The 23,416-nt window shown below is 63.7% G+C and carries 21 protein-coding genes; 14 read left to right on the top strand and 7 right to left on the bottom strand.

Annotation, left to right across the window (positions count from 1 at the left end; all coding sequences use genetic code 11):
• The first annotated feature begins 302 nt into the window (after nucleotides 1-302).
• The 5 genes from L6D77_RS06495 to L6D77_RS06475 all read left to right on the top strand — a co-directional run bounded on the left by L6D77_RS06495 (nucleotide 303) and on the right by L6D77_RS06475 (nucleotide 3,963).
• Nucleotides 303-1,697 carry a PhoH family protein gene (locus L6D77_RS06495; protein ID WP_232882179.1) on the top strand — a complete coding sequence of 465 codons (1,395 nt, stop codon included), beginning with the start codon at nucleotides 303-305 and terminating at the stop codon, nucleotides 1,695-1,697.
• A gap of 111 nt (nucleotides 1,698-1,808) precedes the next feature.
• On the top strand, nucleotides 1,809-2,279 hold the full coding sequence (moaC, locus tag L6D77_RS06490; RefSeq protein WP_125462676.1) for a cyclic pyranopterin monophosphate synthase MoaC: 471 nt from the start codon (nucleotides 1,809-1,811) through the stop codon (nucleotides 2,277-2,279).
• Complete coding sequence (locus tag L6D77_RS06485; protein WP_232882180.1) at nucleotides 2,279-2,524, top strand: MoaD/ThiS family protein; 246 nt, start codon at nucleotides 2,279-2,281, stop codon at nucleotides 2,522-2,524. The genes moaC and L6D77_RS06485 overlap by 1 nt, the downstream gene beginning before the upstream one ends.
• A gap of 2 nt (nucleotides 2,525-2,526) precedes the next feature.
• Nucleotides 2,527-2,973, top strand: coding sequence for a molybdopterin synthase catalytic subunit MoaE (gene moaE / locus L6D77_RS06480; protein WP_232882181.1), 447 nt, complete (start codon nucleotides 2,527-2,529; stop codon nucleotides 2,971-2,973).
• Between the two features lie 213 nt (nucleotides 2,974-3,186).
• Complete coding sequence (locus L6D77_RS06475) at nucleotides 3,187-3,963, top strand: ABC transporter substrate-binding protein (protein WP_236170030.1); 777 nt, start codon at nucleotides 3,187-3,189, stop codon at nucleotides 3,961-3,963.
• A gap of 29 nt (nucleotides 3,964-3,992) precedes the next feature.
• Here L6D77_RS06475 and L6D77_RS06470 read toward each other — a convergent pair whose 3' ends face one another.
• The 4 genes from L6D77_RS06470 to L6D77_RS06455 all read right to left on the bottom strand — a co-directional run bounded on the left by L6D77_RS06470 (nucleotide 3,993) and on the right by L6D77_RS06455 (nucleotide 8,119).
• Complete coding sequence (locus L6D77_RS06470; protein ID WP_232882183.1) at nucleotides 3,993-4,619, bottom strand: helix-turn-helix transcriptional regulator; 627 nt, start codon at nucleotides 4,617-4,619, stop codon at nucleotides 3,993-3,995.
• Nucleotides 4,620-4,708: 89 nt separating this feature from the next.
• Nucleotides 4,709-5,659, bottom strand: a complete 951-nt coding sequence (locus L6D77_RS06465; protein WP_232882184.1) for an ornithine cyclodeaminase family protein — start codon at nucleotides 5,657-5,659, stop codon at nucleotides 4,709-4,711.
• A gap of 247 nt (nucleotides 5,660-5,906) precedes the next feature.
• The gene (gene rhlB / locus L6D77_RS06460; RefSeq protein WP_232882185.1) at nucleotides 5,907-7,370 is read right to left on the bottom strand and encodes an ATP-dependent RNA helicase RhlB; all 1,464 of its coding nucleotides are present in this window, start codon (nucleotides 7,368-7,370) and stop codon (nucleotides 5,907-5,909) included.
• A gap of 92 nt (nucleotides 7,371-7,462) precedes the next feature.
• Nucleotides 7,463-8,119 carry an alpha/beta hydrolase gene (locus L6D77_RS06455; protein WP_232882186.1) on the bottom strand — a complete coding sequence of 219 codons (657 nt, stop codon included), beginning with the start codon at nucleotides 8,117-8,119 and terminating at the stop codon, nucleotides 7,463-7,465.
• 336 nt (nucleotides 8,120-8,455) lie between these two features.
• Here L6D77_RS06455 and L6D77_RS06450 point away from each other — a divergent pair, with 336 nt between their 5' ends.
• The 4 genes from L6D77_RS06450 (at nucleotide 8,456) to L6D77_RS06435 (ending at nucleotide 12,613) form a co-directional block, all read left to right on the top strand.
• Complete coding sequence (locus L6D77_RS06450; RefSeq protein ID WP_153788255.1) at nucleotides 8,456-9,484, top strand: amino acid ABC transporter substrate-binding protein; 1,029 nt, start codon at nucleotides 8,456-8,458, stop codon at nucleotides 9,482-9,484.
• 67 nt (nucleotides 9,485-9,551) lie between these two features.
• Nucleotides 9,552-10,730 carry an amino acid ABC transporter permease gene (locus L6D77_RS06445; protein ID WP_232882187.1) on the top strand — a complete coding sequence of 393 codons (1,179 nt, stop codon included), beginning with the start codon at nucleotides 9,552-9,554 and terminating at the stop codon, nucleotides 10,728-10,730.
• 10 nt (nucleotides 10,731-10,740) lie between these two features.
• Nucleotides 10,741-11,838: an amino acid ABC transporter permease gene (locus L6D77_RS06440; protein ID WP_125462686.1), complete on the top strand. Its 1,098-nt coding sequence runs from the start codon at nucleotides 10,741-10,743 to the stop codon at nucleotides 11,836-11,838.
• 10 nt (nucleotides 11,839-11,848) lie between these two features.
• Nucleotides 11,849-12,613: an amino acid ABC transporter ATP-binding protein gene (locus tag L6D77_RS06435; protein ID WP_232882188.1), complete on the top strand. Its 765-nt coding sequence runs from the start codon at nucleotides 11,849-11,851 to the stop codon at nucleotides 12,611-12,613.
• Between the two features lie 123 nt (nucleotides 12,614-12,736).
• Here L6D77_RS06435 and algW read toward each other — a convergent pair whose 3' ends face one another.
• Nucleotides 12,737-13,897 (bottom strand): Do family serine endopeptidase AlgW, encoded by a 1,161-nt coding sequence (gene algW, locus L6D77_RS06430; RefSeq protein WP_232882189.1) that lies wholly within the window; start codon nucleotides 13,895-13,897, stop codon nucleotides 12,737-12,739.
• 301 nt (nucleotides 13,898-14,198) lie between these two features.
• Here algW and L6D77_RS06425 point away from each other — a divergent pair, with 301 nt between their 5' ends.
• The 3 genes from L6D77_RS06425 (at nucleotide 14,199) to cysN (ending at nucleotide 18,035) form a co-directional block, all read left to right on the top strand.
• Entirely contained in the window at nucleotides 14,199-14,957 is a 759-nt protein-coding gene (locus L6D77_RS06425; protein ID WP_232882190.1) for a Nif3-like dinuclear metal center hexameric protein, read from the top strand.
• A gap of 243 nt (nucleotides 14,958-15,200) precedes the next feature.
• Nucleotides 15,201-16,118 carry a sulfate adenylyltransferase subunit CysD gene (gene cysD, locus L6D77_RS06420; RefSeq protein ID WP_110991645.1) on the top strand — a complete coding sequence of 306 codons (918 nt, stop codon included), beginning with the start codon at nucleotides 15,201-15,203 and terminating at the stop codon, nucleotides 16,116-16,118.
• A gap of 15 nt (nucleotides 16,119-16,133) precedes the next feature.
• Entirely contained in the window at nucleotides 16,134-18,035 is a 1,902-nt protein-coding gene (gene cysN / locus L6D77_RS06415) for a sulfate adenylyltransferase subunit CysN (protein ID WP_232882191.1), read from the top strand.
• Nucleotides 18,036-18,157: 122 nt separating this feature from the next.
• Here cysN and L6D77_RS06410 read toward each other — a convergent pair whose 3' ends face one another.
• Entirely contained in the window at nucleotides 18,158-18,637 is a 480-nt protein-coding gene (locus L6D77_RS06410) for an Lrp/AsnC family transcriptional regulator (protein ID WP_125462705.1), read from the bottom strand.
• A gap of 127 nt (nucleotides 18,638-18,764) precedes the next feature.
• On the opposite strand from L6D77_RS06410, the gene L6D77_RS06405 reads away from it, so the two are divergent.
• A complete protein-coding gene (locus tag L6D77_RS06405) occupies nucleotides 18,765-19,961 on the top strand; it encodes a methionine gamma-lyase (protein ID WP_232882192.1) in 1,197 nt (398 codons plus the stop codon).
• 24 nt (nucleotides 19,962-19,985) lie between these two features.
• On the top strand, nucleotides 19,986-22,676 hold the full coding sequence (gene mdeB / locus L6D77_RS06400; protein WP_373870573.1) for an alpha-ketoglutarate dehydrogenase: 2,691 nt from the start codon (nucleotides 19,986-19,988) through the stop codon (nucleotides 22,674-22,676).
• A gap of 174 nt (nucleotides 22,677-22,850) precedes the next feature.
• On the opposite strand, the gene L6D77_RS06395 is transcribed toward mdeB, so the two are convergent.
• Complete coding sequence (locus L6D77_RS06395; RefSeq protein ID WP_110991640.1) at nucleotides 22,851-23,288, bottom strand: Z-ring associated ZapG family protein; 438 nt, start codon at nucleotides 23,286-23,288, stop codon at nucleotides 22,851-22,853.
• Nucleotides 23,289-23,416: the final 128 nt, after the last annotated feature.

Genomic DNA, 23,416 nt, shown 5'->3' with positions numbered 1-23,416 from the left:
TGGCGATCAGGCCAGAACAGGCATGCGTGATCTCTGACTTTAGTCCCGCCGGACGCCCCCGCCAAGCCCAGTTCGTCAATCGGAAAAATAAACTTCATCTGTGCGTAAAAAGACTTTTTACCGTCATGGTTTTTGCGGTATCAAGGAACCAGACAGCCGAAACCTGCAGCACAGGTGGCGTCATCCACGCCAGCCTTGCCAGGTGAAGCCCCCGCCCGTAACAACGCGGATACGGGGGAAACGGCAGTCACTTTGCGGCGCAGCCGTTTGCGCCGTGTGGCTTTCACATAAGGTGACCGAGTATGGATGACCAAGGACGCAACCCTTCCTCCAACCAGCCAATCCTGTATGTGCTCGATACCAACGTCCTGATTCACGACCCTAACGCCCTGCTCAACTTCGAGGAGCACCACGTCGCCCTGCCGATGACGGTGCTGGAGGAACTCGACAAGCTCAAGACCGGTAAACACACCATCGCCGCCGAATGTCGCCAGGCCATCCGCCTGATCGACCAGACCCTGGGTGACGCCTCGCCCAGCGATGTCGAGAGGGGTGTGCCGATCCAGCGCGGCAAGAGCGGGCCCAAGGGCTTCCTGTCCATCCTCATGAGCACGCGCAACGAACCGAACCGCCTGCTCCCCGAAAACCTTGCCGACAACATCATCATCAACCAGTTGCTGGACCTGCGCGCCAAGCGCCCGGACCTGGACGTGGTGCTGGTCACCAAAGACATCAACATGCGCCTGAAGGCGCGCGCCTGCGGGATTGCCGCCGAGGACTACAGCACCGACCAGCTGGTCGACGACGTGTCCTTGCTGTCCAAGGGCTACCACTCGGTCACCGGTTCCTTCTGGGACCGGGTCAGCAAGGTCGACACCCGCCAGGAGCGCGGCCGCACCTGGCACCGGGTACAGATGATCGACAACCTGCCGGCCGTGCACATCAATGAGTTCATCATCGATGAGCAGGGCTTCGTCGGTTGGGTCAAGGGCATACGCGACAGCGAACTGCTGCTGCTCGACCTGCACCAGGAGCCGTTGCTGCACCAGGAGGCCTGGGGCCTGAAGCCGCGCGACATCCATCAGAGCCTGGCGCTGTTCGCCCTGCTCGACCCGGATATCCACCTGGTCAACCTGACCGGTGCTGCCGGTTCCGGCAAGACCATCCTGGCGCTGGCCGCGGCCATCGAGCAGACCATGGTCAGCAAGCGTTACCGGCGCATCATCGCCACCCGCAGCGTGCAGGGGCTGGACCAGGAGATCGGCTTCCTGCCAGGCACCGAGGCGGAGAAAATGGAGCCTTGGCTGGGCGCCATCACCGACAACCTCGAAGCCTTGCACATGGATGACGAGAGCACCCACGGTAGCGTCGAGTACATCCTCGAGAGGGTCCCGCTGCAGTTCAAGTCGATGAACTACATCCGCGGGCGCAGCTTCCAGCAGAGCCTGATCCTGATCGACGAATGCCAGAACCTCACCCCGCACCAGATGAAAACCATCATCACCCGTGCCGGCGCAGGTTCGAAGGTGGTCTGCCTGGGCAACCTGGCGCAGATCGACACCCCCTACCTGTCGGCCACCAGTTCCGGGCTGACCTACCTGACCGAACGCTTCAAGGACTTCCCCCACGGCGTGCACATCACCCTGCAGGGTGTGCCGCGCTCGGTGCTGGCCGAGTACGCCGAGACCCATCTGTAACGCTCCTTTCGCCGGGCGCCCAGCGCCCGGCTTTTTCTACCTGTCTGCTGCCTACTGCTCAAACCTGACCCACAGGTTTACACTCTGCTCTCCCTTCACAGGAGCAGAGCTGTGCTGACTCATCTTGATTCCCAGGGGCGCGCCAACATGGTCGACGTCACTGAAAAAGCCGTGACTGCACGCGAGGCGCTGGCCGAGGCGCGGGTGCGCATGCTGCCGGCCACCTTGCGCATGATCGTCGATGGCGAGCACCCCAAGGGTGACGTGTTCGCCGTGGCGCGTATCGCTGGCATCCAGGCGGCGAAGAAAACCAGTGACCTGATCCCGTTGTGCCACCCGCTGATGCTCACCAGCGTCAAGGTCGAGCTGGCCGCCGAGGGCGAGGACGTGGTGCATATCGTCGCGCGCTGCAAGCTGGCCGGGCAGACCGGGGTCGAGATGGAAGCGCTGACCGCGGCCAGTGTCGCCGCGCTGACCATCTACGACATGTGCAAGGCGGTGGACAAAGGCATGGTCATCGAGCAGGTGCGCCTGCTGGAGAAGGTCGGCGGCAAGAGCGGCCACTACAAGGTGGAGGGGTGATGAAGGTCAAGGTCATGTATTTCGCCCGCTATCGCGAATGGCTCGGGCGCGATGACGAACGCCTCGAGGGTGATTTCGCCGTGCTCGAAGATGTGCGCCAGGCGTTGGTGGCCAAGGGCGGGCAGTACGCCGTGCTGGCCGAGCAGAACCTGATGTGCGCGCGCAACGAAGAGCTGTGCAGGCTCGATGAGCCGCTGGAGGAGGGTGACGAAGTCGCGTTCTTCCCGCCGGTGACCGGAGGCTGACCATGGCCGTACGTGTACAGGACGCGGCGTTCGACCCAGGCTTCGAGGTCAACGCCATGCACGCCGCCAACGTCGGCGTGGGCGCGGTGGTCGGCTTTGTCGGCTACGTGCGCGATTTCAACGATGGCCAGGACGTGGCGGGGATGTTCCTCGAGCACTACCCGGGCATGACCGAGAAGGCCCTGGCCAAGATCGTGGTCGAGGCCGAGCAGCGCTGGCCGCTGCTCAAGGTCGAAGTGCTGCACCGCATCGGCGCCCTGGAGCCGGGCGAGCCGATCGTGTTCGTCGGCGTGGCCAGCGCACACCGCCAGGCGGCATTCGACGCCTGCAACTTCATCATGGATTACCTCAAGACCCGGGCGCCGTTCTGGAAGAAAGAACAGACCGGCGATGGCCCGCGCTGGGTCGAGGGCAAGCAGAGTGATGAGGATGCTGCCCGGCGCTGGTGAGGTGTGATGGCCCAACTTGTTTCACGGTGATTTGCATCTGAATTCAACTCAAGATCGCCGGGGCGCGTAGCGCCCCCAGAGGTGGTTGAGTTTAAATACAAAAAAGTCCAGTATGGAATCATAAGTACAAAATGATTCCATACGGCCTTGCGGCCTTTGTCTTTACCTCTGTCTTGCACCACAACCTCCAATAATGAGCGAGCGAGATTTGCGATGAAGAAAATCACCCTGATCAGTGGTCTGGCCCTGGGCCTGTTGGCCAGTAGCAACCTGTTTGCCGCCAGTTCTGAGCTGCGAATTGGCATCGAAGCGGCCTACCCGCCGTTTGCCTCGAAGAACGACAAGGGCGAAATCGTCGGTTTCGACTATGACATCGGCAATGCCCTGTGCGCGCAGCTGAAGGTCAAGTGCGTGTGGACCGAGGTCGAGTTCGACGGGCTGATCCCGTCGCTGAAGGTGAAGAAGATCGATGCCGCGCTGTCGTCGATGACCATCACCGACGAGCGCAAGAAGTCCGTGGATTTCACCCACAAGTACTACTTCACCTCGTCACGGCTGGTGATGAAGAAGGGTGCGGCGGTCGATGACCAGTACCAGAGCCTGGTCGGCAAGACCATCGGTGTGCAGCGCGCCACCACCACCGACCGCTACGCCACCGAAGTGCTCGAGCCCAAGGGCGTCAAGGTCAAGCGCTACAGCAACAACGAAGAGATCTACATGGACCTGGCATCGGGGCGTGTGGATGCGATCTTTGCCGACACCATCCCGCTGGACGATTTCCTGTCGATGCCGCGCGGCGCCGACTACGCCTTCGTCGGCCCGGAGCTGAAGGACCCGAAATACGTCGGCGAAGGTGCCGGCATTGCCGTGCGCAAGGGTAACGCCGAGCTGGTCAGCCAGCTCAACGGCGCCATCGACGCCCTGCGCGCCAGTGGCGAGTACCAGAAGATCCAGGGCAAGTACTTCAAGTCGGACATCTACGGCGACTGAGCCGCCCCGCGCTCGAGGCCTGAGCTGTCTCAGGCCTTGAGCTCCTTCAGGTGCTTGTACACCGTCGCCCGCCCCATCCCCAGCACATTGGCCACATAGTTGGCCGCACTCTTGCCTTTGAACGCGCCCTCGGCATGCAGGGCCAGCACCAGCTCGCGCTTGTGGTCGCGGTTGAGCACGCTCAGGCTCAGCTGGTGCTCGCGCAGCCAGCCATTGAGGAAGGTGTTGATGCGTTCCTGCCAGTCGTCGCGGAACAGCGCATCGGGCTGGGGGATCAGCCGGCTCGGCGAGAGGAACAGGTCCAGCGCTGCCCGGGCGTTTTCGAACAGCGAGATATTCAGGTTGATGCACAGCACCGCCAGGGGCTTGCCTGCGCTGTCGCGCAGCACGGTGCTCAGCGAACGGATCTTCTGCCCGTCCCAGTTGAGCTTCTCGTAGGGGCCGATGTTGATGTCGTCGGTGCCGGGTTCGAGCAGGTCTTCCAGGGCGGCATCGTCGCCGATCTCGCGTTTGGACAGGTTGTTGGCGATGTAGTCGATCTTCTGGCTACGCAGGTCGTGCAGCACCACCTCGGCATGGGGGAAGAACAGGGTGGCGATCGCGTCGGCGATGGCCCGGTAGTTGTCCAGGGCCGGGTCGGGGCAGGGTGAGGGCATCGTGGCAGGCTCCATGCGGTATCAGCGCCCTTGTGCCAAGGGCGCTGGGAGTGTGCCGCAATCGCGGCGGCGCGTCATCCGGGCGGGGCTTAGCGGGTTTGTTGCAGGCGATACAGGGCATTGGCCAGGGCGATGTCTTCCAGGCCCAGGCCGATGGAGCGGAAGAAAGCATGGCGCTGGTAGCTGGGTACGGGCGCCTGGCCGCTGAGCAGTTGCGGCAGGTCGCCGATGATCGCCTCGGGCTGCCATGCGGTCTGTTCGGCGGCGATCAGCATTTCGCCAGCGCTGCCTGGGGTGGTCACCCGGTAATCGCAGTACACATCCATATGTTGCAGGCTGGCCGGCGGTACTTCATGGGCACGCACGGCATTGGTGCTGATCGAGGTGATCAATGCCGGCTTGCTCAACTGGGCGGGGTCGATTACCGGGCCTGCCGAGGAGGTGCACAGCATGATCACGTCGGCATCGACCAGCGCCTGCTCCAGGGTGTCGGCCAGTTGCAGGCGACTATCGAGGTCGGTCAGTTGCTGGCGTTGCGCGGCGCTTTGCTGGGCGAGGCTTGGCGAGAACAGGCGGATGTCCTGCCATGGGCGCAGGCCGCGCACATAGTGCAGGTGGGCGCGGGCGATGGCGCCGCTGCCGATCACGGCCAGGCGTCGGGCCTGGGGCGGGGCCAGGGCGTCGACGGCCACGGCGGTGGTGGCAGCGGTGCGCGCGGTGGTCAGCTCGCCGGCGTCGCACAGCAGCAGCGGCTGGCCGCTGTCCATCGACATCAACAGGGTCCAGGCCGTCACCAGCGGGCCCTGCTCGCGGACGATGTAGGGTGAGGTCTTGATCCCGTAGACGCGATCCTCGGCCAGTACTCCGCCATAGTTGATGAAATCACCGCGCCCGGCGGGGAACTCCACCAGTTGCTGGGGGGGCTGCACCGCTTCGCCGGCGGCCAGGTCACGGAACAGCTTGCGCAGGATCTGCGGCACGTCCAGCTGGGTTAGCAGGTGGCGGGCGTGGGGTTGATCGATGACGAGGGGCGTGGGCATGGGCGGCTCCATATAAACATTTTGTCCATTATGGACTTTTTGTTTTGATGGGCAGTATCGCGGGGATGGACAGCGCGGTCAATCAAAGCAACTGGGGCCGCTTTGCGGCCCTTCGCGGGCAAGCCCGCTCCCACAGGTACGGCGCATATTTCAAGAACAGCGCTAATCCTGTGGGAGCGGGCTTGCCCGCGAAGGGCTGCAAAGCAGCCCCAATCAATTGTGACAGTACAGCGAGTTGCGCTCTGCCTCAGTGCCCTTTGCGCGGCACCGGCTTGAGCAGTTCGTCCGGGGGCATCTCGCATTTGATCTTGCGCCCCAGCAGTTCCTCGATCGCCGGCAGCTGGTACGAGTCGTCTTCACCGGCGAAGCTGATCGACACACCCTCGGCACCCGCGCGGCCGGTACGGCCAATACGGTGCACGTAGTCGTCCGGGTCTTCCGGCAGGGTGAAGTTGATCACATGGCTGATGCCGTCGATGTGGATGCCACGGCCGGCCACATCGGTGGCCACCAGCACGGTGATGCGCCCTTCGCGGAAGTTTTCCAGGGTGCGGATGCGCTTGTGCTGCGGCACATCGCCCGACAGCTGGGCGGCGTTGATGCCGTCGCGCACCAGCTTTTCCTCGATGCGCCGCACTTCGTCCTTGCGGTTGGCAAACACCATCACCCGTTCCCACTTGTGTTGGGTGACCAGGTTGTAGAGCAGCTTGTACTTGTCGCTGCCGGCCACTGCGTAGACATGCTGCTCGACGGTTTCGCTGGCGACGTTCTCCGGCTCGATCTCGACGATGGCCGGGTTGGTGGTCCACTGCTTGGCCAGGTTCATCACATCGTCGGTGAAGGTGGCGGAGAACAGCAGGGTCTGGCGTTCGCTCTTGGGCGGGGTCTGGCGGATGATCTGCCGCACCTGGGGGATGAAACCCATGTCGAGCATGCGGTCGGCCTCGTCCAGCACCATCACCTCGACCATGTCCAGGTGCACTTCGCCACGCTGCTGGAAGTCCAGCAGGCGGCCCGGGGTGGCCACCAGGATGTCGCAGTGGCGGGCTTCCAGGGCCTTGAGCTGCTTGTCGAAGTCCATGCCGCCGACGAAGCTCATCACGTTCAGGCCGCTGTACTTGGTCAGGGCCACGGCGTCCTTGGCGATCTGCACCACCAGCTCGCGGGTCGGGGCGATGATCAGCGCGCGCGGCTCGCCCATGTAGCGTTCCTTGGGCGGTGGGGTCTGCTGCAGCTGCGAGATGATCGAGATCAGGAACGCGGCGGTCTTGCCGGTGCCGGTCTGGGCCCGACCAATGGCGTCCTGGCCGCGCAGGGTGTAGCCCAATACGCCGGCCTGGATCGGCGTGCAATACGGGAAACCGAGGTCGTGGATGGCGTGCATCAGCTCGTTGGAGAGCTTGAAGTCGTGGAAGCGGGTCTTGCCTTCCTGCGGCTCGACCACGAAGTCTTCGGGCTTCCACAGGCTGGCCTGGGGTTTGGGTTTGCGCTCGCGGCGTGGTTTTGGTGTGGCGGGCTGTTCGGCGCGGACGGGCTCGGTGGCCGGCTTGTCGGCGGCGGCCGGCGCGGCTTTGGGCTTGGCGCTGGTGCGCGGCGCAGTTGGTTTGGGGGCCGGTTGCGGTGCCGGCGCGGGCGGGGTCACGGCGACGGGCTCGGCGGCTGGCGGCGCGGCGTCTCCCTTGGCGAATATTTTCTTGAGTGCCTTGAGCACGATCGTCTCGTCAACTGGTTAAGGAATGTACGCCGGGCAGTGTAATGCAAGAATCGGGCGCGGCGTAGTGCAATGCTCGGGCGGCTACAGGCTCACTGTAGCTGGCGGCTCAGCCAGTCGTGGATATCGCTCAGCTCCTCGACCACCACTTCGTGTTCCATCGGGTATTCGTGCCACCGGGCAGCGACGCCCCAGGTATTGAGGTGTTCGAACGCCGTGCGGCCCATCGACGGGATCACCACCGGGTCATGCACGCCGTGCAGGCACAGCGCGGGCGTGCGCTGCTGACAGGCGCTCAGTTGCACGGTGTCGGTGAAGGTCGGGGCGTAGGTGGACAGGGCAATCACCCCGCCCAGTGCCTCCTGCCACTTTATATAGGCGGTGTGCAGCACCACGGCGCCACCCTGGGAGAAGCCCGCCAGGATGATCCGCGACAGGTTGATGCCCTTGGCCTGTTCGTCCTTGATCAGGGCGATGATTTGCTCGGCCGACTCCTCCAGCTGGGCTTCGTCGATGGCCCGTGCCGGGGTCATGGCCTTGATGTCGTACCAGCTGGGCATTTTATAGCCGCCGTTGATGGTCACCGGGCGGGTAGGGGCCTGGGGCATGACGAAACGGGTGCTCAGCAGGCGTTCCTGGAGAAACTCGGCCACCGGTAGGAAGTCGTAACGGTTGGCCCCCAGGCCGTGCAACCAGATCACACAGGCGTCGGCGGTCTTTTGGGGTTCGAGAATCAGCGGGTTGGTCATGACTGCTCCGAAAAAGTGCGTGCGTACGTAATGAGTGCGTGAAAAGAAGGCGATGGAGGTTAATGCCAGAAAAAGATGTCGCAACTCTACAACTTTTCCTACTTGACGCCCGCTTAATCGCTTAAGCCTGCAACTGTGGTACGCCCTTTGCTATGACCTTGTCATGCGAAGGAGTGGGCCAGTCACGGTAACACCCCTCGTGTGGATATAAAGGCTGTCATAGAACAGCTCATTGCGCCAATTGACCCAAAAACAAGCCAACACGGGGTCGGATGCGCCTCATAAGGGTGCGGTGCAATTCCGGCTCGTACAACAAGAGCGATTTGGAGGTTGTTGATGAAGATGTTGAAATCCACCCTGGCAGTCCTGACCGCCGCTGCTGCACTGGGTACCCTGGGTACCGCGCACGCAGGCGCCACCCTCGACGCGGTGCAGAAGAAGGGCTTCGTCCAGTGTGGCGTGAGCGATGGCCTCCCAGGCTTCTCGGTCCCTGACGCCAAAGGCAACATCGTCGGCATCGATGCCGATGTCTGCCGCGCCGTGGCCGCCGCCGTGTTCGGCGACGCCAAGAAGGTCAAGTTCAGCCAGCTCAACGCCAAGGAGCGCTTCACCGCGCTGCAGTCCGGCGAAGTCGACGTGCTGTCGCGCAACACCACCTGGACCAGCTCGCGCGATGCCGGCATGGGCCTGGTGTTCGCCGGCGTCACCTACTACGACGGCATCGGCTTCCTGGTGAACAAGAAGCTCGGCGTTTCCAGCGCCAAGGAGCTCGACGGCGCCACCATCTGCATCCAGGCCGGTACCACCACCGAGCTGAACGTCTCCGACTACTTCCGCGCCAACGGCCTGAAGTACACCCCGATCACCTTCGACACCTCCGACGAGAGCGCCAAGTCGCTGGAGTCGGGCCGTTGCGACGTGCTGACCTCCGACAAGTCGCAGCTCTACGCACAGCGCTCCAAGCTGGCCGCGCCGACCGACTACGTGGTACTGCCGGAAACCATCTCCAAGGAGCCGCTGGGCCCGGTGGTGCGTAAAGGCGACGAAGAGTGGTTCAGCATCGTCAAGTGGACCCTGTTCGCCATGCTCAATGCCGAAGAGATGGGCATCACCTCGAAGAACGTCGAGGCCGAAGCCAAGGCCACCAAGAACCCCGACGTCGCCCGTATGCTCGGCGCCGACGGTGAGTACGGCAAGGACCTGAAACTGCCGAAGGACTGGGTGGTGCAGATCGTCAAGCAGGTCGGTAACTACGGTGAAGTGTTCGAGAAGAACCTGGGCAAGGAAACCCCGCTGCAGATCGACCGTGGCCTGAACGCCCTGTGGAACAACGGCGGCATCCAGTACGCACCGCCCGTGCGCTGATGCCTGCACCCCGCGGCGGCATCCAGCCGCCGCGGGTCGTTCGACTCCCTTCTTTTCGGGGCACTTCATGCAAAATCAAATCGGCGCACGGAAAGGGTTTTCCCTTAGCGATCCACGTGTGCGCGCGTGGCTGTTCCAGATCATCACGGTGGTCTTCGTGGTCGGCCTGGGCTGGTACCTGTTCCACAACACCCAGGCCAACCTGCAGCACCGGGGCATCACCTCGGGCTTCGACTTCCTCGAGCGCAGTGCCGGCTTCGGCATTGCCCAGCACCTGATCCCCTATGTGGAATCGGACAGCTATGCCCGGGTGTTCGTCATCGGCCTGCTCAACACCCTGCTGGTGACCTTCATCGGCATCATCCTGGCGACGCTCCTGGGCTTCATCATCGGCGTGGCACGGCTGTCGCAGAACTGGATGATCAACAAGCTGGCGACGGTGTACGTGGAGACTTTCCGCAACATCCCGCCGCTGCTGCAGATCCTGTTCTGGTACTTCGCGGTGTTCCTCACCCTGCCGGGGCCGCGGGGCAGCATCAATATCGACGACACCTTCTTTATCAGCAACCGTGGCCTGAACATGCCCGGCGCCTCGATGGCCGAAGGGTTCTGGCCGTTCGTGGCAGCATTGGTGCTGGCGATCGTCGCCATCGTGCTGATGGTGCGCCATGCCAACAAGCGCTTCGACGAAACCGGCCAGCCGTTCCACAAGTTCTGGGTCGGCCTGCTGCTGTTGGTCGGTATCCCCGGTGTCTGCGCGCTGCTGTTCGGCAGCCCGGTGCACTGGGAAGTGCCGCAGCTCAAGGGCTTCAACTTCGTCGGTGGCTGGGTGCTGATTCCCGAACTGCTGGCATTGACCCTGGCGCTGACCATCTATACCGCGGCGTTCATTGCCGAGATCGTGCGCTCGGGCATTCGCTCGGTCAGCCATGGCCAGACCGAAGCGGCCCGCTCCCTCGGCCTGCGCGAAGGCCCGACGCTGCGCAAGGTGATCATCCCCCAGGCGCTGCGGGTGATCATTCCGCCGCTGACCAGCCAGTACCTGAACCTGGCGAAGAACTCGTCGCTGGCCGCCGGCATTGGCTACCCGGAGATGGTCTCGCTGTTCGCCGGTACCGTGCTCAACCAGACCGGCCAGGCCATCGAGGTGATCGCCATCACCATGAGCGTCTATCTGGCCATCAGCATCAGCATTTCGCTGCTGATGAACTGGTACAACAAGCGCATTGCGCTGATCGAACGGTGAGGGTACTTCCGTGACAGCTCATGTTTTCAAACCCGACATGCCGCCACCGGTGAAGACCATCGGCGTGCTGGCCTGGATGCGGGCCAACCTGTTCTCCAGCTGGCTCAACACCTTGCTGACGCTGTTCGCCCTGTACCTGGTGTGGCTGATCGTGCCGCCCCTGCTGCAATGGGCGTTCATCGATGCCAACTGGGTCGGCACCACCCGGGCCGACTGCACCAAGGACGGCGCCTGCTGGGTGTTCATCCAGCAGCGTTTCGGCCAGTTCATGTATGGCTACTACCCCAGCGAGCTGCGCTGGCGCGTCGACCTGACCGTCTGGCTCGCGGTACTCGGCGCCGCACCGCTGTTCATCAAGCGCTTCCCGCGCAAGGCCGTGTACGGGCTGGGCTTTTTGGTGCTGTACCCGGTGCTGGCCTACACCCTGCTGCATGGCGGCTACCTGGGCCTGGCCAACGTACCCACCAACCAGTGGGGCGGCCTGATGCTCACCCTGGTGATTGCCACGGTCGGCATCGTCGGGGCGCTGCCGCTGGGCATCCTGCTGGCCCTGGGGCGCCGCTCGAACATGCCGGCGGTGAAGGTGGTCTGTGTCACCTTCATCGAGTTCTGGCGCGGCGTGCCGCTGATCACCGTGCTGTTCATGTCCTCGGTGATGCTGCCGCTGTTCCTGCCCGAGGGCATGAGCTTCGACAAGCTGCTGCGGGCGATGATCGGCGTGATCCTGTTCCAGTCGGCGTACATCGCCGAGGTGGTGCGCGGCGGCCTGCAGGCCATCCCCAAGGGCCAGTACGAAGCTGCCGCGGCCATGGGCCTGGGCTACTGGCGGGCGATGGGCCTGGTGATCCTGCCCCAGGCACTCAAGCTGGTGATCCCCGGCATCGTCAACACGTTCATTGCCCTGTTCAAGGACACCAGCCTGGTGATCATCATTGGCCTGTTCGACCTGCTCAACAGCGTCAAGCAGGCGGCTGCCGACCCTGCCTGGCTGGGCATGGCGACCGAGGGCTACGTGTTCGCCGCCCTGGTCTTCTGGATTTTCTGTTTCGGTATGTCCCGCTACTCCATGCACCTGGAGCGCAAGCTGGACACTGGCCACAAGCGTTAGGAGTTTCTAAATGAGTGAAGCGATCAAGCAGCCTGCCGGCCCCGAAGGCATCATCCAGATGCAGGGCGTGAACAAGTGGTACGGCCAGTTCCATGTGCTCAAGGACATCAACCTGAATGTGCGCCAGGGTGAGCGTATCGTGCTGTGCGGGCCGTCCGGCTCGGGCAAGTCGACCACCATCCGCTGCCTCAACCGCCTGGAAGAGCACCAGCAGGGCCGCATCGTCGTCGATGGCGTGGAGCTGACCAACGACCTCAAGCAGATCGAGGCGATCCGCCGCGAGGTGGGCATGGTGTTCCAGCACTTCAACCTGTTCCCCCATCTCACCATCCTCGAGAACTGCACCCTGGCGCCCATGTGGGTACGCAAGATGCCGCGGCGCAAGGCCGAGGAAATCGCCATGCACTTCCTGGAGCGCGTGCGTATTCCGGAGCAGGCGCACAAGTATCCGGGGCAGTTGTCCGGTGGCCAGCAACAGCGCGTGGCGATTGCCCGGGCGCTGTGCATGAAGCCGAAGATCATGCTGTTCGACGAACCGACCTCGGCGCTCGACCCTGAGATGGTGAAGGAAGTGCTCGATACCATGGTCAGCCTGGCCGAGGACGGCATGACCATGCTCTGCGTGACCCACGAGATGGGCTTTGCCCGCACCGTGGCGAACCGGGTGATCTTCATGGACAAGGGAGAGATCGTCGAGCAGGCGGCGCCGGATGAGTTCTTCGACCGGCCGCGCAGTGACCGGACCAAGTTGTTCCTGAGCCAGATCCTGCATTGATGCAATTAGGGCCGCTTGTGCGGCCCTTCGCGGCACGAGGCCGCTCCTACAGAGAGACGCGATCTCCTGTAGGCGCGGCCTCGTGCCGCGAAAGGACTGCGCAGCAGCCCCAATCAAGCAAGTTTAATTCTCTTCTTTTGCCGCCACCGGCGCCGGTGGTGGCCGCAGCCCCACCTCGGCGATCAGCTTCAGTTGCTGACCATTGCGCACCACTTCGATGGTGATCTTTTCGGTAGGCTTGATCCGCGCCACCTGGTTCATCGACTTGCGGCCATCGCCGGCCGGCTCGCCGTTGATGCTGAGGATCACATCCCCCAACTGCAGCCCTGCACGTGCCGCCGGGCCATCGCGGAAGATCCCTGCCACGACGATGCCCGGGCGCCCCTGCATGCCGAACGACTCGGCCAGCTCCTGGCTCAGGGGTTGCACTTCGATGCCCAGCCAGCCACGGATCACCTGGCCGTGCTCGACGATCGATTTCATCACTTCCAGTGCCAGCTTGACCGGGATGGCGAAGCCGATGCCTTGCGAGCCGCCAGACTTGGAGAAGATTGCCGTGTTGATGCCCACCAGGTTGCCGTTGGCATCCACCAGCGCGCCACCGGAGTTGCCCGGGTTGATCGCAGCGTCAGTCTGGATGAAGTCTTCGTAGTTGTTCAGGCCCAGCTGGTTACGGCCGGTAGCACTGATGATGCCCATGGTCACGGTCTGGCCGACGCCGAAGGGGTTGCCGATGGCCAGGGTGACGTCACCGATGTGGATGTTGTCGGAGCGGCCGATGGTGATCGCTGGCAGGTTCTTGAGGTCGATCTTCAGCACGGCCAGGTCGGTTTCCGGGTCGCTGCCGATGACCCGGGCCAGGGTTTCACGGCCATCCTTGAGCGCCACGACGATCTGGTCGGCGCCGCTGGTGACGTGGTTGTTGGTCAGCAGGTAGCCCTCGGGGCTCATGATCACCGCCGAGCCCAGGCTCGACTCCCAGCGCCGCTGCTTGGGCAGGTTGTCACCGAAGAAACGGCGGAACTGCGGGTCTTCGAACAGCGGGTGGGCGCTCTTGTTCACCACCTTGGTGGTGTACAGGTTGACCACCGCCGGGGCGGCCAGGGTCACGGCATCGGCATAGGAGACCGGGCCCTGCATGATCCGGTTGGTCTGCGGAGCCTGCTGCAGGTTGACGTCCTGGCTGGGCAGGCCGACCCATTGCGGAAAGCGCTGGATGACCAGCATGGCGATCAATACGCCGGTGAGCAGGGGCCAGCCGAAATAACGCAGAGCCTTGAGCATGAATCGATCCTGGGAGTAGGGCGGGGGCCACATCGGTGCGGCCCGGGGTGCGAGCGCGCGCGATCATACACGTGAAAAAGTCGATCGGCACGGTTGAAACTGTGGTGGCTGCTTCGCGGGTAAACCCGCTCCCACAGAGATCACACCAACCCTGTGGGAGCGGGCTTACCCGCGAAGGGCAGCACCGCAGGCTTCCCCCAAGCACTTGCCGCCGGTTTCCCCTGCGCCGGCGACGGCCCATAATGGCGGCCATTATAGGGCTTCGTGCCCTGGTGCAACGCCGATTTCGAGGAGATTTTTCATGGCCGTCGCCCTCAATACCCTGGTCGAGGAAGCCGAGCGCTACCTGGCCAGTGCAAAAATCCAGGATTACTGCCCCAACGGCCTGCAGGTCGAGGGCCGCCCGCAAGTCAGCCGCATCGTCACGGGGGTCACCGCCAGCCAGGCACTGCTCGATGCCGCCGTCGAGGCCGAGGCCGACCTGGTGCTGGTCCACCACGGTTACTTCTGGAAGGGCGAAAACCCGTGCATCACCGGCATGAAGCAGCGCCGCCTGAAGACCTTGCTCAAGCATGACATCAGCCTGCTGGCCTACCACCTGCCGCTGGACCTGCACCCGGAAGTGGGCAACAACGTGCAGTTGGCACGCCAGCTGGACATCACCGTCGAAGGCCCGCTGGACCCGAACAACCCCAAGGTAGTGGGCCTGGTCGGCTCGTTGGCCGAGCCTCTGTCGGCGCGTGATTTCGCCCGTCGGGTGCAGGAGGTCATGGGTCGTGAGCCGCTGGTGATCGAGGGCGAGCAGATGATCCGCCGGGTGGGTTGGTGCACCGGCGGTGGGCAGGGCTACATCGACACCGCCATCGCAGCGGGGGTGGACCTGTTCCTCAGCGGCGAAGCGTCCGAGCAGACCTACCACAGTGCCCGGGAGAACGGCATCAGCTTCATCGCCGCCGGGCACCACGCCACCGAGCGCTATGGCGTGCAGGCCTTGGGCGATTACCTGGCGCGGCGGTTTGCCCTGGAGCACCTGTTCATCGATTGCCCGAACCCTATCTAGCGTAGATGGCCAATCGCCGGCAAGCCGGCTCCCACAGGGATAGCGCCATTCTCAGGGGCAGTGCTGTCATTGTGGGAGCCGGCTTGCCGGCGATTGGGCCGTGAAGATGCCCCAAACCCCCAGTCATATCGTTAGATTGTTTCGATCTAGGCAGCCTCCTAAATAGAATCAGGCGCTGTGATAAAGTGGCTCGCTCGAACACGGCCCGCAGGCCGTCCATAAGATCGTTTTTCGTGAGTAGCCATGGTCGACAATCTGACGCACTTGAAACAGCTGGAGGCGGAGAGCATCCATATCATCCGCGAGGTGGCCGCCGAGTTCGACAACCCGGTGATGCTGTACTCGATCGGCAAGGATTCCGCGGTCATGCTGCACCTGGCGCGCAAGGCCTTCTTCCCGGGCAAGCTGCCGTTCCCGGTGATGCACGTCGACACCCAGTGGAAGTTCCAGGAGATGTACAGCTTCCGCGACAAGATGGTCGAGGAGATGGGCCTGGAGCTGATCACCCACGTCAACCCCGAGGGTGTGGCGCAGGGCATCAACCCGTTCACCCATGGCAGCTCCAAGCACACCGACATCATGAAGACCCAGGGCCTGAAACAGGCGCTGGACAAGCATGGCTTCGACGCCGCTTTCGGTGGCGCTCGCCGCGACGAAGAGAAGTCCCGCGCAAAAGAGCGCGTGTACTCGTTCCGCGACAGCAAGCACCGCTGGGACCCGAAGAACCAGCGCCCGGAGCTGTGGAACATCTACAACGGCAAGGTCAACAAGGGCGAGTCGATCCGCGTGTTCCCGCTCTCCAACTGGACCGAGCTGGACATCTGGCAGTACATCTACCTCGAAGGCATCCCGATCGTGCCGCTGTACTTCGCCGCCGAGCGTGAAGTGATCGAAAAGAACGGCACCCTGATCATGATCGATGACGAACGCATCCTCGAGCACCTCTCCGAGGAAGAGAAGGCGCGCATCGTCAAGAAGAAAGTGCGTTTCCGTACCCTGGGCTGCTACCCGTTGACGGGTGCGGTCGAGTCCGAAGCCGAGACCCTGACCGACATCATTCAGGAAATGCTCCTGACCCGGACGTCCGAGCGCCAGGGCCGCGTCATCGACCACGATGGTGCAGGCTCGATGGAAGACAAAAAACGCCAAGGCTACTTCTAATTTCAGGGTTTCGTCATGTCGCACCAATCTGATCTGATCAGCGAGGACATCCTCGCCTACCTGGCCCAGCATGAGCGTAAAGAGCTGCTGCGCTTCCTCACCTGCGGCAACGTGGACGACGGCAAGAGCACCCTGATCGGGCGCCTGCTGCACGACTCCAAGATGATCTACGAGGACCACCTCGAGGCCATCACCCGTGACTCGAAGAAATCCGGCACCACTGGCGAGGAAGTCGACCTGGCGCTGCTGGTGGATGGCTTGCAGGCCGAGCGCGAGCAGGGCATCACCATCGATGTCGCCTACCGCTACTTCTCCACCGCCAAGCGCAAGTTCATCATCGCCGACACCCCGGGCCACGAGCAGTACACCCGCAACATGGCCACCGGCGCGTCCACCTGCGACCTGGCGATCATCCTGGTCGATGCCCGCTACGGCGTGCAGACCCAGACCCGCCGGCACAGCTACATCGCCTCGCTGCTGGGCATCAAGCACATCGTCGTCGCGGTCAACAAGATGGACCTCAAGGGCTTCGACGAGCAGGTCTTCGAGTCGATCAAGGCCGACTACCTGAAGTTCGCCGAGAGCATCAACCTGACGCCTTCGAGCCTGCACTTCGTGCCGATGTCGGCGCTCAAGGGCGACAACGTGGTCAACCGCAGCGAGCAGTCGCCGTGGTACACCGGCCCGGTGCTGATGGAGATCCTCGAGTCCGTCGAGATCGCCGCCGACCGCAATGTCACCGACCTGCGCTTCCCGGTGCAGTACGTCAACCGCCCGAACCTGAACTTCCGCGGCTTTGCCGGCACCATCGCCGGTGGCGTGGTGCACAAGGGCGACGAGATCGTCGTGCTGCCGTCGGGCAAGAGCAGCCGGGTCAAGTCCATTGTCACCTTCGAAGGTGAGCTGGAGAACGCCGGCCCCGGCCAGGCCGTGACCCTGACCATGGAAGACGAGATCGACATCTCCCGTGGCGACCTGCTGGTGCATGCCGACAACGTGCCGCAGGTGACCGACCAGTTCGACGCCATGCTGGTGTGGATGGCCGAGGAGCCGATGCTCCCGGGCAAGAAATACGACATCAAGCGCGCCACCAGCTACGTGCCGGGTTCGATTGCCAGCATCACCCACAAGGTCGATGTGAACACCCTCGAGCAGGGCGCCGCCAGTGCGCTGCAGCTGAACGAGATCGGCCGCGTCAAGGTCGCCCTGGACAGCGCCATCGCCCTGGACGGTTACGACAGCAACCGCACTACTGGCGCGTTCATCGTCATCGACCGCCTGACCAACGGCACCGTCGGCGCCGGCATGATCATCGCGCCGCCGGTACTGCCACACGGCAGCGCTGGCCAGCATGGCAAGCTGGCCCACGTGGCCACCGAAGAGCGCGCCCTGCGCTTCGGCCAGCAGCCGGCCACCGTGCTGTTCAGCGGCCTCTCCGGCGCTGGCAAGAGCACCCTGGCCTATGCGGTCGAGCGCAAGCTGTTCGACATGGGCCGTGCGGTCTATGTACTCGATGGTCAGAACCTGCGCCACGACCTGAACAAGGGCCTGCCGCAGGACCGTGCCGGCCGCACCGAGAACTGGCGCCGCGCCGCCCATGTGGCGCGCCAGTTCAACGAAGCCGGCCTGCTGACCCTGGCCGCCTTCGTGGCCCCGGACGCCGAAGGCCGCGAACAGGCCAAGGCGCTGATCGGCAAGGAGCGCCTGGTGACGGTCTACGTCCAGGCATCGCCGCTGGCCTGCCGCGAGCGTGACCCGCAGGGCCTGTATGCCGCCGGTGGCGACAACATCCCGGGCGAGAGCTTCCCGTACGACGTGCCGCTGGATGCGGACCTGGTGATCGACACCCAGTCGGTCAGCGTCGATGAAGGCGTGAAGCTTGTGCTGGATGTGTTGCGTCAGCGTGGGGCGATCTGATTGATTGCCTGATGTGAAAAACCCCGCTTCGGCGGGGTTTTTCATTTGCATGGTGTCTTTTGGCAGGATTTCGCGGCTGCTGTGCAGCCCATCGCCGGCAAGCCGGCTCCACACATGGCTTGCTAGATGTGCTTCTCGGACACCGGGATCACCCGTCGCTCCTTCACCGCCTTGTACGAAAAGCTCGAATAAATCTCCTTCACCCCCGGCAGGCGCTGCAGCACCTCGCGGGTGAATTCGCCAAAGGACTCCAGGTCCCGCGCCAGGATCTCCAGCAAAAAGTCATAGCGCCCGGAAATGTTGTGGCAGGCGACGATCTCGGGGATTTCCATCAGCCGCCGCTCGAACGCCAGGGCGATCTCCTTGGTGTGCGAGTCCATCATGATGCTGACGAAGGCAGTGACGCCAAAACCCAGCGATTTGGGCGAGAGGATGGCCTGGTAGCCGGTGATGTAGCCGTTGTCTTCCAGCAACTTGACCCGCCGCCAGCACGGTGAGGTGGTCAGGGCGACCTGGTCGGCGAGTTCGGAGACGGTCAGGCGCGCATTGTCCTGCAGGGCGGCGAGCAGGGCGCGGTCGGTGCGGTCGAGGGTCGAAGGCATGATTTGCCCTCCTTGTTAACCATTTATTGTTTTTATTCCAATACTGGCGCGAATGCGTGGGCAACTTTGGAAAAATTGCAGCAGCTCGGTGGCATAAGCTTATAACAAACCACACGAGGCTGTTGCCATGCGCGACTCCAATAACAACACCGGTTTTTCCACGCGGGCCATCCACTACGGCTATGACCCGTTGTCCCATGGCGGCGCCCTGGTGCCGCCGGTCTACCAGACCGCCACCTTCGCTTTCCCGACCGTCGAATACGGTGCCGCCTGCTTCGCTGGCGAGGAGGGCGGGCACTTCTACAGCCGCATCTCCAACCCCACCCTGGCCCTGCTGGAACAGCGCATGGCATCGCTCGAAGGCGGCGAGGCCGGGCTGGCGCTGGCGTCGGGCATGGGCGCCATCACCTCCACCCTATGGACCTTGCTACGCCCGGGGGATGAACTGATCGTCGGCCGCACCCTGTATGGCTGCACCTTCGCCTACCTGCACCATGGCATCGGTGAGTTCGGGGTGAAGATCCAGCACGTCGACCTCAACGACCCGCAGGCGCTCAAAGCCGCGATCACCGCGAAAACACGGATGATCTATTTCGAGACCCCGGCCAACCCCAACATGCAACTGGTGGATATCGCCGCGGTGGCCGAGGCGGTGCGTGGCCACGACATCAGCATCGTGGTCGACAATACTTACTGCACCCCTTACCTGCAGCGCCCGCTGGAATTGGGTGCCGACCTGGTGGTGCACTCGGCGACCAAGTATCTGTCCGGCCATGGCGACATCACCGCCGGCCTGGTGGTCGGGCGCAAGGCGTTGGTCGACCGCATCCGCCTGCAGGGGCTCAAGGACATGACCGGCGCGGTGCTGTCGCCCCACGATGCCTCGCTGTTGATGCGTGGCATGAAGACCCTGGCCCTGCGCCTGGACCGCCATTGCGCCAATGCCCAGCGCCTGGCCGAGCACCTGGCCCGCCAGCCGCAGGTCGAGCTGATCCATTACCCAGGGCTGCCGTCGTTCCCGCAGTACGCACTGGCGCAACGGCAGATGCGCCTGCCGGGTGGGATGATCGCCTTCGAGCTCAAGGGTGGCATCGAGGCCGGGCGGCGTTTCATGAACGCCTTGCAGCTGTTCAGCCGGGCGGTGAGCCTGGGCGATGCCGAGTCGCTGGCCCAGCATCCGGCGAGCATGACCCATTCCAGCTATACGCCGCAGGAGCGGGCGCACCATGGTATTTCCGAGGGGCTGGTGCGGTTGTCGGTGGGGCTCGAAGACATCGACGACCTGCTGGCCGATATCGACCAGGCCCTGAAGGCCTGTGCCTGAATTGCCACGCAAGAGGCTTGCGCGATGGTAGCGATGATGAACCCGAACGCGCCGTTTACGGCCCAGGATGCCGCGTTGGACAGTGACCCGGCGGAAACCGCCGAATGGTGCCAGGCCCTTGAGTCCAGCCTGGCCCATTGCGGCCCGGCGCGGGCGCGCTACCTGCTGCAGCGCCTGCAGGCCCATGCCTTGGAGCTGGGCCTGGAGCGCGAGGCCCAGGCGTTTTCCGCCTACCGCAATACCTTGCCGGTGGAGCAGCAGGGGGCCTACCCCGGCGACCTGGAGCTGGACGAGCGGATCACCGGTATCCTGCGTTGGAACGCCCTGGCGATGGTGGTGCGGGCCAACCATGCCTATGGCGAGCTGGGCGGGCATATCGCCAGCTACGCCTCGGCGGCAGAGATCTTCGAGGTCGGCTTTCAGTACTTCTTTCGTGGCGAAAGCGGCGGCGAGGGGCGCACGGGCGACCTGGTGTTCTTCCAGCCGCATTCGGCGCCGGGCATTTATGCCCGGGCGTTTCTCGAAGGGCGTTTGAGCGAACAGCAACTGGCCAACTACCGCCAGGAAGTCGCGGGCAATGGCCTGTGTTCTTATCCACACCCCTGGCTGATGCCCGACTTCTGGCAGTTCCCCACCGGCTCCATGGGCATCGGCCCGCTCAGTGCGATCTACCAGGCGCGCTTCATGCGCTACCTGCAGCATCGCGGCCTGCTGGACACCTCGGCCCGGCATGTGTGGGGCGTGTTCGGCGATGGCGAGATGGACGAGCCGGAGTCCATCGCCGGCCTGACCCTGGCCGCCCGCGAAGGGCTGGACAACCTGACCTTCATCGTCAACTGCAACCTGCAACGGCTGGATGGGCCGGTGCGTGGCAACGGCCAGATCGTCCAGGAGCTGGAAGCGCTGTTCAGCGGTGCCGGCTGGAATGTGATCAAGGTGCTGTGGGGCTCGGAGTGGGACGCACTGTTCGCCCGCGACCACGAGCACGCGTTGCTGCGCCAGCTGGCAGCGACACCCGATGGCCAGTTCCAGACCCTGGGCGCCAAGGATGGCAGCTATAACCTGGAGCATTTCTTCAACCAGGAGCCGGCCCTGCAGCGCCTGGTGGCGCATATGAGCAGTGAGGAGATCAACGCCCTCAAGCGCGGTGGCCATGATTTTCGCAAGCTGCACGCGGCCTATGCCGCCGCCAAGGCGTGCAAGGGCCGGCCGACGGTGATCCTGGCCAAGACCAAGAAAGGCTATGGCATGAGCAGCGCCGGTGAGTCGCGGATGACCGCACACCAGGCCAAGAAACTCGATGTACAGGCGCTGTTGGCCTTTCGCGATCGTTTCCACTTGCCGCTGTCGGACGAGGCGGTGGAGCAACTGCGCTTCTATCGCCCGGCCGAGGACAGCGCGGAGATGGTTTATCTGCGTCAGCGCCGTGAGGCCCTTGGCGGCCCTTTGCCGGTGCGGCGCAGCGACTGCGCCACGTTGCCACTGCCGGCGCTCGATGCCTTCGCAGGTTTCGCCTTGCACGCCGACGGCAAGGAAATGTCCACCACCATGGCCGCCGTGCGCCTGCTCGGCCACTGGCTCAAGGCGCCGGGGCTGGGGCCGCGGGTGGTGCCGATCGTCGCCGATGAGGCGCGAACCTTCGGCATGGCCAGCCTGTTCCGCCAGATCGGTATCTACTCACCGGCGGGGCAGCGCTACGAGCCCGAGGATGCCGGCTCGCTGCTGACGTACAAGGAGGCGCGCGACGGCCAGTTGCTGGAAGAGGGCATCACCGAGGCCGGGGCGATCTCGTCATGGGTCGCGGCCGCCACTTCCTATGCGGTACACGGCGAGCCGATGCTGCCGGTGTACATCTATTACTCGATGTTCGGTTTCCAGCGTGTCGGCGACCTGATCTGGGCTGCCGCCGACCAGCGCGCCCGTGGCCTGTTGCTGGGCGCTACTGCCGGGCGCACCACGCTCGGCGGGGAAGGGTTGCAGCACCAGGATGGCTCGAGCCTGGTCATGGCTTCGATGGTGCCCAACTGCCGGGCCTGGGACCCGTGCTTCGCCGGGGAGCTGGCGGTGATCCTCGACCATGCCGCGCGGCGCATGCTGGTGGAGCAGTGCGACGAGTTCCATTACGTGGCGGTGATGAACGAAAACTATCCACAGCCGTCGCTACCGCCAGGTGTACACGCCGATGTGTTGCGTGGCATGTACCTGCACGCGCGGCAGCAGTCATTGAAGCCGCGTGCCCAGGTGCGGCTGCTGGGTTCGGGGACGATCCTGCGCGAAGTGATCGCCGCCAGTGAACTGCTGGCGACCGAATGGCAGGTCGACAGCGAGGTGTTCAGTGTCACCAGCTTCAGTGAGTTGGCGCGGGAGGCCAGGGATCAGCGCCGGGCCGCGATAGACGGAGGGGTAGAGGACAGCCATGTGCGGCGCTGCCTCGAAGGCGATGCGCCGGTGATCGCCGCCAGTGACTATGTGCGCGCCTGGCCGCAACTGATCGCTGAGTACGTCGATGCGCCTTACATCACCCTGGGCACCGATGGCTTCGGCCGCAGCGATACCCGTCAGCAGCTGCGGCGGTTCTTCGAGGTGGACCGGTTTGCGGTGGTGATGGCGGCGTTGTATGGGCTGGTGCGGCAGGGGCGGTTGCCGAAAGAAGTGTTGGCACAGGCCAGGGCAAGGTATGGCATCGAGGATGAAGGTGCAGCCTGGTATCGATGACTGGCTTTGAATTGCCTTTGCCTGTATTGGCCTCATCGCCGGCAAGCCGGCTCCCACAGAGATCTCCTTTCCCCTGTGGGAGCCGCGGTTCGCCGCTGCGACTTGCCGGCGATGAGGCCAGTAAACCACGCCCACAAAAAAGGCCTCTCTCGAGGCCTTCTTCATGTCATTCGATCAACGCTTCAAGCCGTAGCTCTCATCCAGCATACCGGGCGAGTTCGGTGCCTTGGGCGCATAGTCACGCGGCACTTCGGCGGTGTCTTTCGGCGGGGTCAGGCGGTCGCGTGGTGCTTGCGCCGCTTCCGAATGCAGGGCAGCCAGCAGGCGCTGGCGGGTCAGCTCGTCGAGGGCCAGGCGGTTGGCGCCGTCGGCCAGGTGATCCTGCACGTCCTGGTAGCTTTGCGTGAGCTTCTGCACCAGCGAGGCGGTGCTGTTGAAGTGGGTGACCACTTCGTTCTGGTAGGTGTCGAAACGCTGCTGGATGTCATCCAGCTGGCGTTGTGTATTGCTGGGCGCCGCATTGGGCAGCAGGCGGGCCAGCGCGAAACCTGCAACGACACCGATGACCAGGGCCAGGGTCGGCAGCAACCAAACAAGGAGCGAGTGTTCCACGAGTCCTTCCTCTATAAACGGCTTTGCTTTACGTTAACGGCTCAGACCTGCGCTGTATACCGCGAGCGATCGCAAATCAGAACAGAATTCCTTTGCTAGACGAGTCGACCCTCCCTGAGGTCACGGAG

The organism is Pseudomonas parasichuanensis (assembly GCF_021601385.1).
GTDB classification, from domain to species: Bacteria; Pseudomonadota; Gammaproteobacteria; order Pseudomonadales; family Pseudomonadaceae; genus Aquipseudomonas; species Aquipseudomonas parasichuanensis.
The sequence above is the reverse complement of the archived record's forward strand: the minus strand, read 5'-3'. Positions and strand labels throughout refer to the sequence as shown.

What these genes read in the sequence shown, in the direction of transcription:
- cysD (WP_110991645.1), top strand. Translation starts at nt 15,201, where the DNA reads ATGGTCGACAATCTGACGCACTTGAAACAGCTGGAGGCGGAGAGCATC.
- mdeB (WP_373870573.1), top strand. Translation starts at nt 19,986, where the DNA reads ATGGTAGCGATGATGAACCCGAACGCGCCGTTTACGGCCCAGGATGCC.
- L6D77_RS06405 (WP_232882192.1), top strand. Translation starts at nt 18,765, where the DNA reads ATGCGCGACTCCAATAACAACACCGGTTTTTCCACGCGGGCCATCCAC.
- algW (WP_232882189.1), bottom strand. Translation starts at nt 13,897, where the DNA reads ATGCTCAAGGCTCTGCGTTATTTCGGCTGGCCCCTGCTCACCGGCGTA.
- L6D77_RS06495 (WP_232882179.1), top strand. Translation starts at nt 303, where the DNA reads ATGGATGACCAAGGACGCAACCCTTCCTCCAACCAGCCAATCCTGTAT.
- L6D77_RS06425 (WP_232882190.1), top strand. Translation starts at nt 14,199, where the DNA reads ATGGCCGTCGCCCTCAATACCCTGGTCGAGGAAGCCGAGCGCTACCTG.
- L6D77_RS06455 (WP_232882186.1), bottom strand. Translation starts at nt 8,119, where the DNA reads ATGACCAACCCGCTGATTCTCGAACCCCAAAAGACCGCCGACGCCTGT.
- L6D77_RS06435 (WP_232882188.1), top strand. Translation starts at nt 11,849, where the DNA reads ATGAGTGAAGCGATCAAGCAGCCTGCCGGCCCCGAAGGCATCATCCAG.
- L6D77_RS06450 (WP_153788255.1), top strand. Translation starts at nt 8,456, where the DNA reads ATGAAGATGTTGAAATCCACCCTGGCAGTCCTGACCGCCGCTGCTGCA.
- L6D77_RS06410 (WP_125462705.1), bottom strand. Translation starts at nt 18,637, where the DNA reads ATGCCTTCGACCCTCGACCGCACCGACCGCGCCCTGCTCGCCGCCCTG.
- L6D77_RS06470 (WP_232882183.1), bottom strand. Translation starts at nt 4,619, where the DNA reads ATGCCCTCACCCTGCCCCGACCCGGCCCTGGACAACTACCGGGCCATC.
- cysN (WP_232882191.1), top strand. Translation starts at nt 16,134, where the DNA reads ATGTCGCACCAATCTGATCTGATCAGCGAGGACATCCTCGCCTACCTG.
- moaE (WP_232882181.1), top strand. Translation starts at nt 2,527, where the DNA reads ATGGCCGTACGTGTACAGGACGCGGCGTTCGACCCAGGCTTCGAGGTC.
- L6D77_RS06445 (WP_232882187.1), top strand. Translation starts at nt 9,552, where the DNA reads ATGCAAAATCAAATCGGCGCACGGAAAGGGTTTTCCCTTAGCGATCCA.
- L6D77_RS06475 (WP_236170030.1), top strand. Translation starts at nt 3,187, where the DNA reads ATGAAGAAAATCACCCTGATCAGTGGTCTGGCCCTGGGCCTGTTGGCC.
- L6D77_RS06465 (WP_232882184.1), bottom strand. Translation starts at nt 5,659, where the DNA reads ATGCCCACGCCCCTCGTCATCGATCAACCCCACGCCCGCCACCTGCTA.
- L6D77_RS06485 (WP_232882180.1), top strand. Translation starts at nt 2,279, where the DNA reads ATGAAGGTCAAGGTCATGTATTTCGCCCGCTATCGCGAATGGCTCGGG.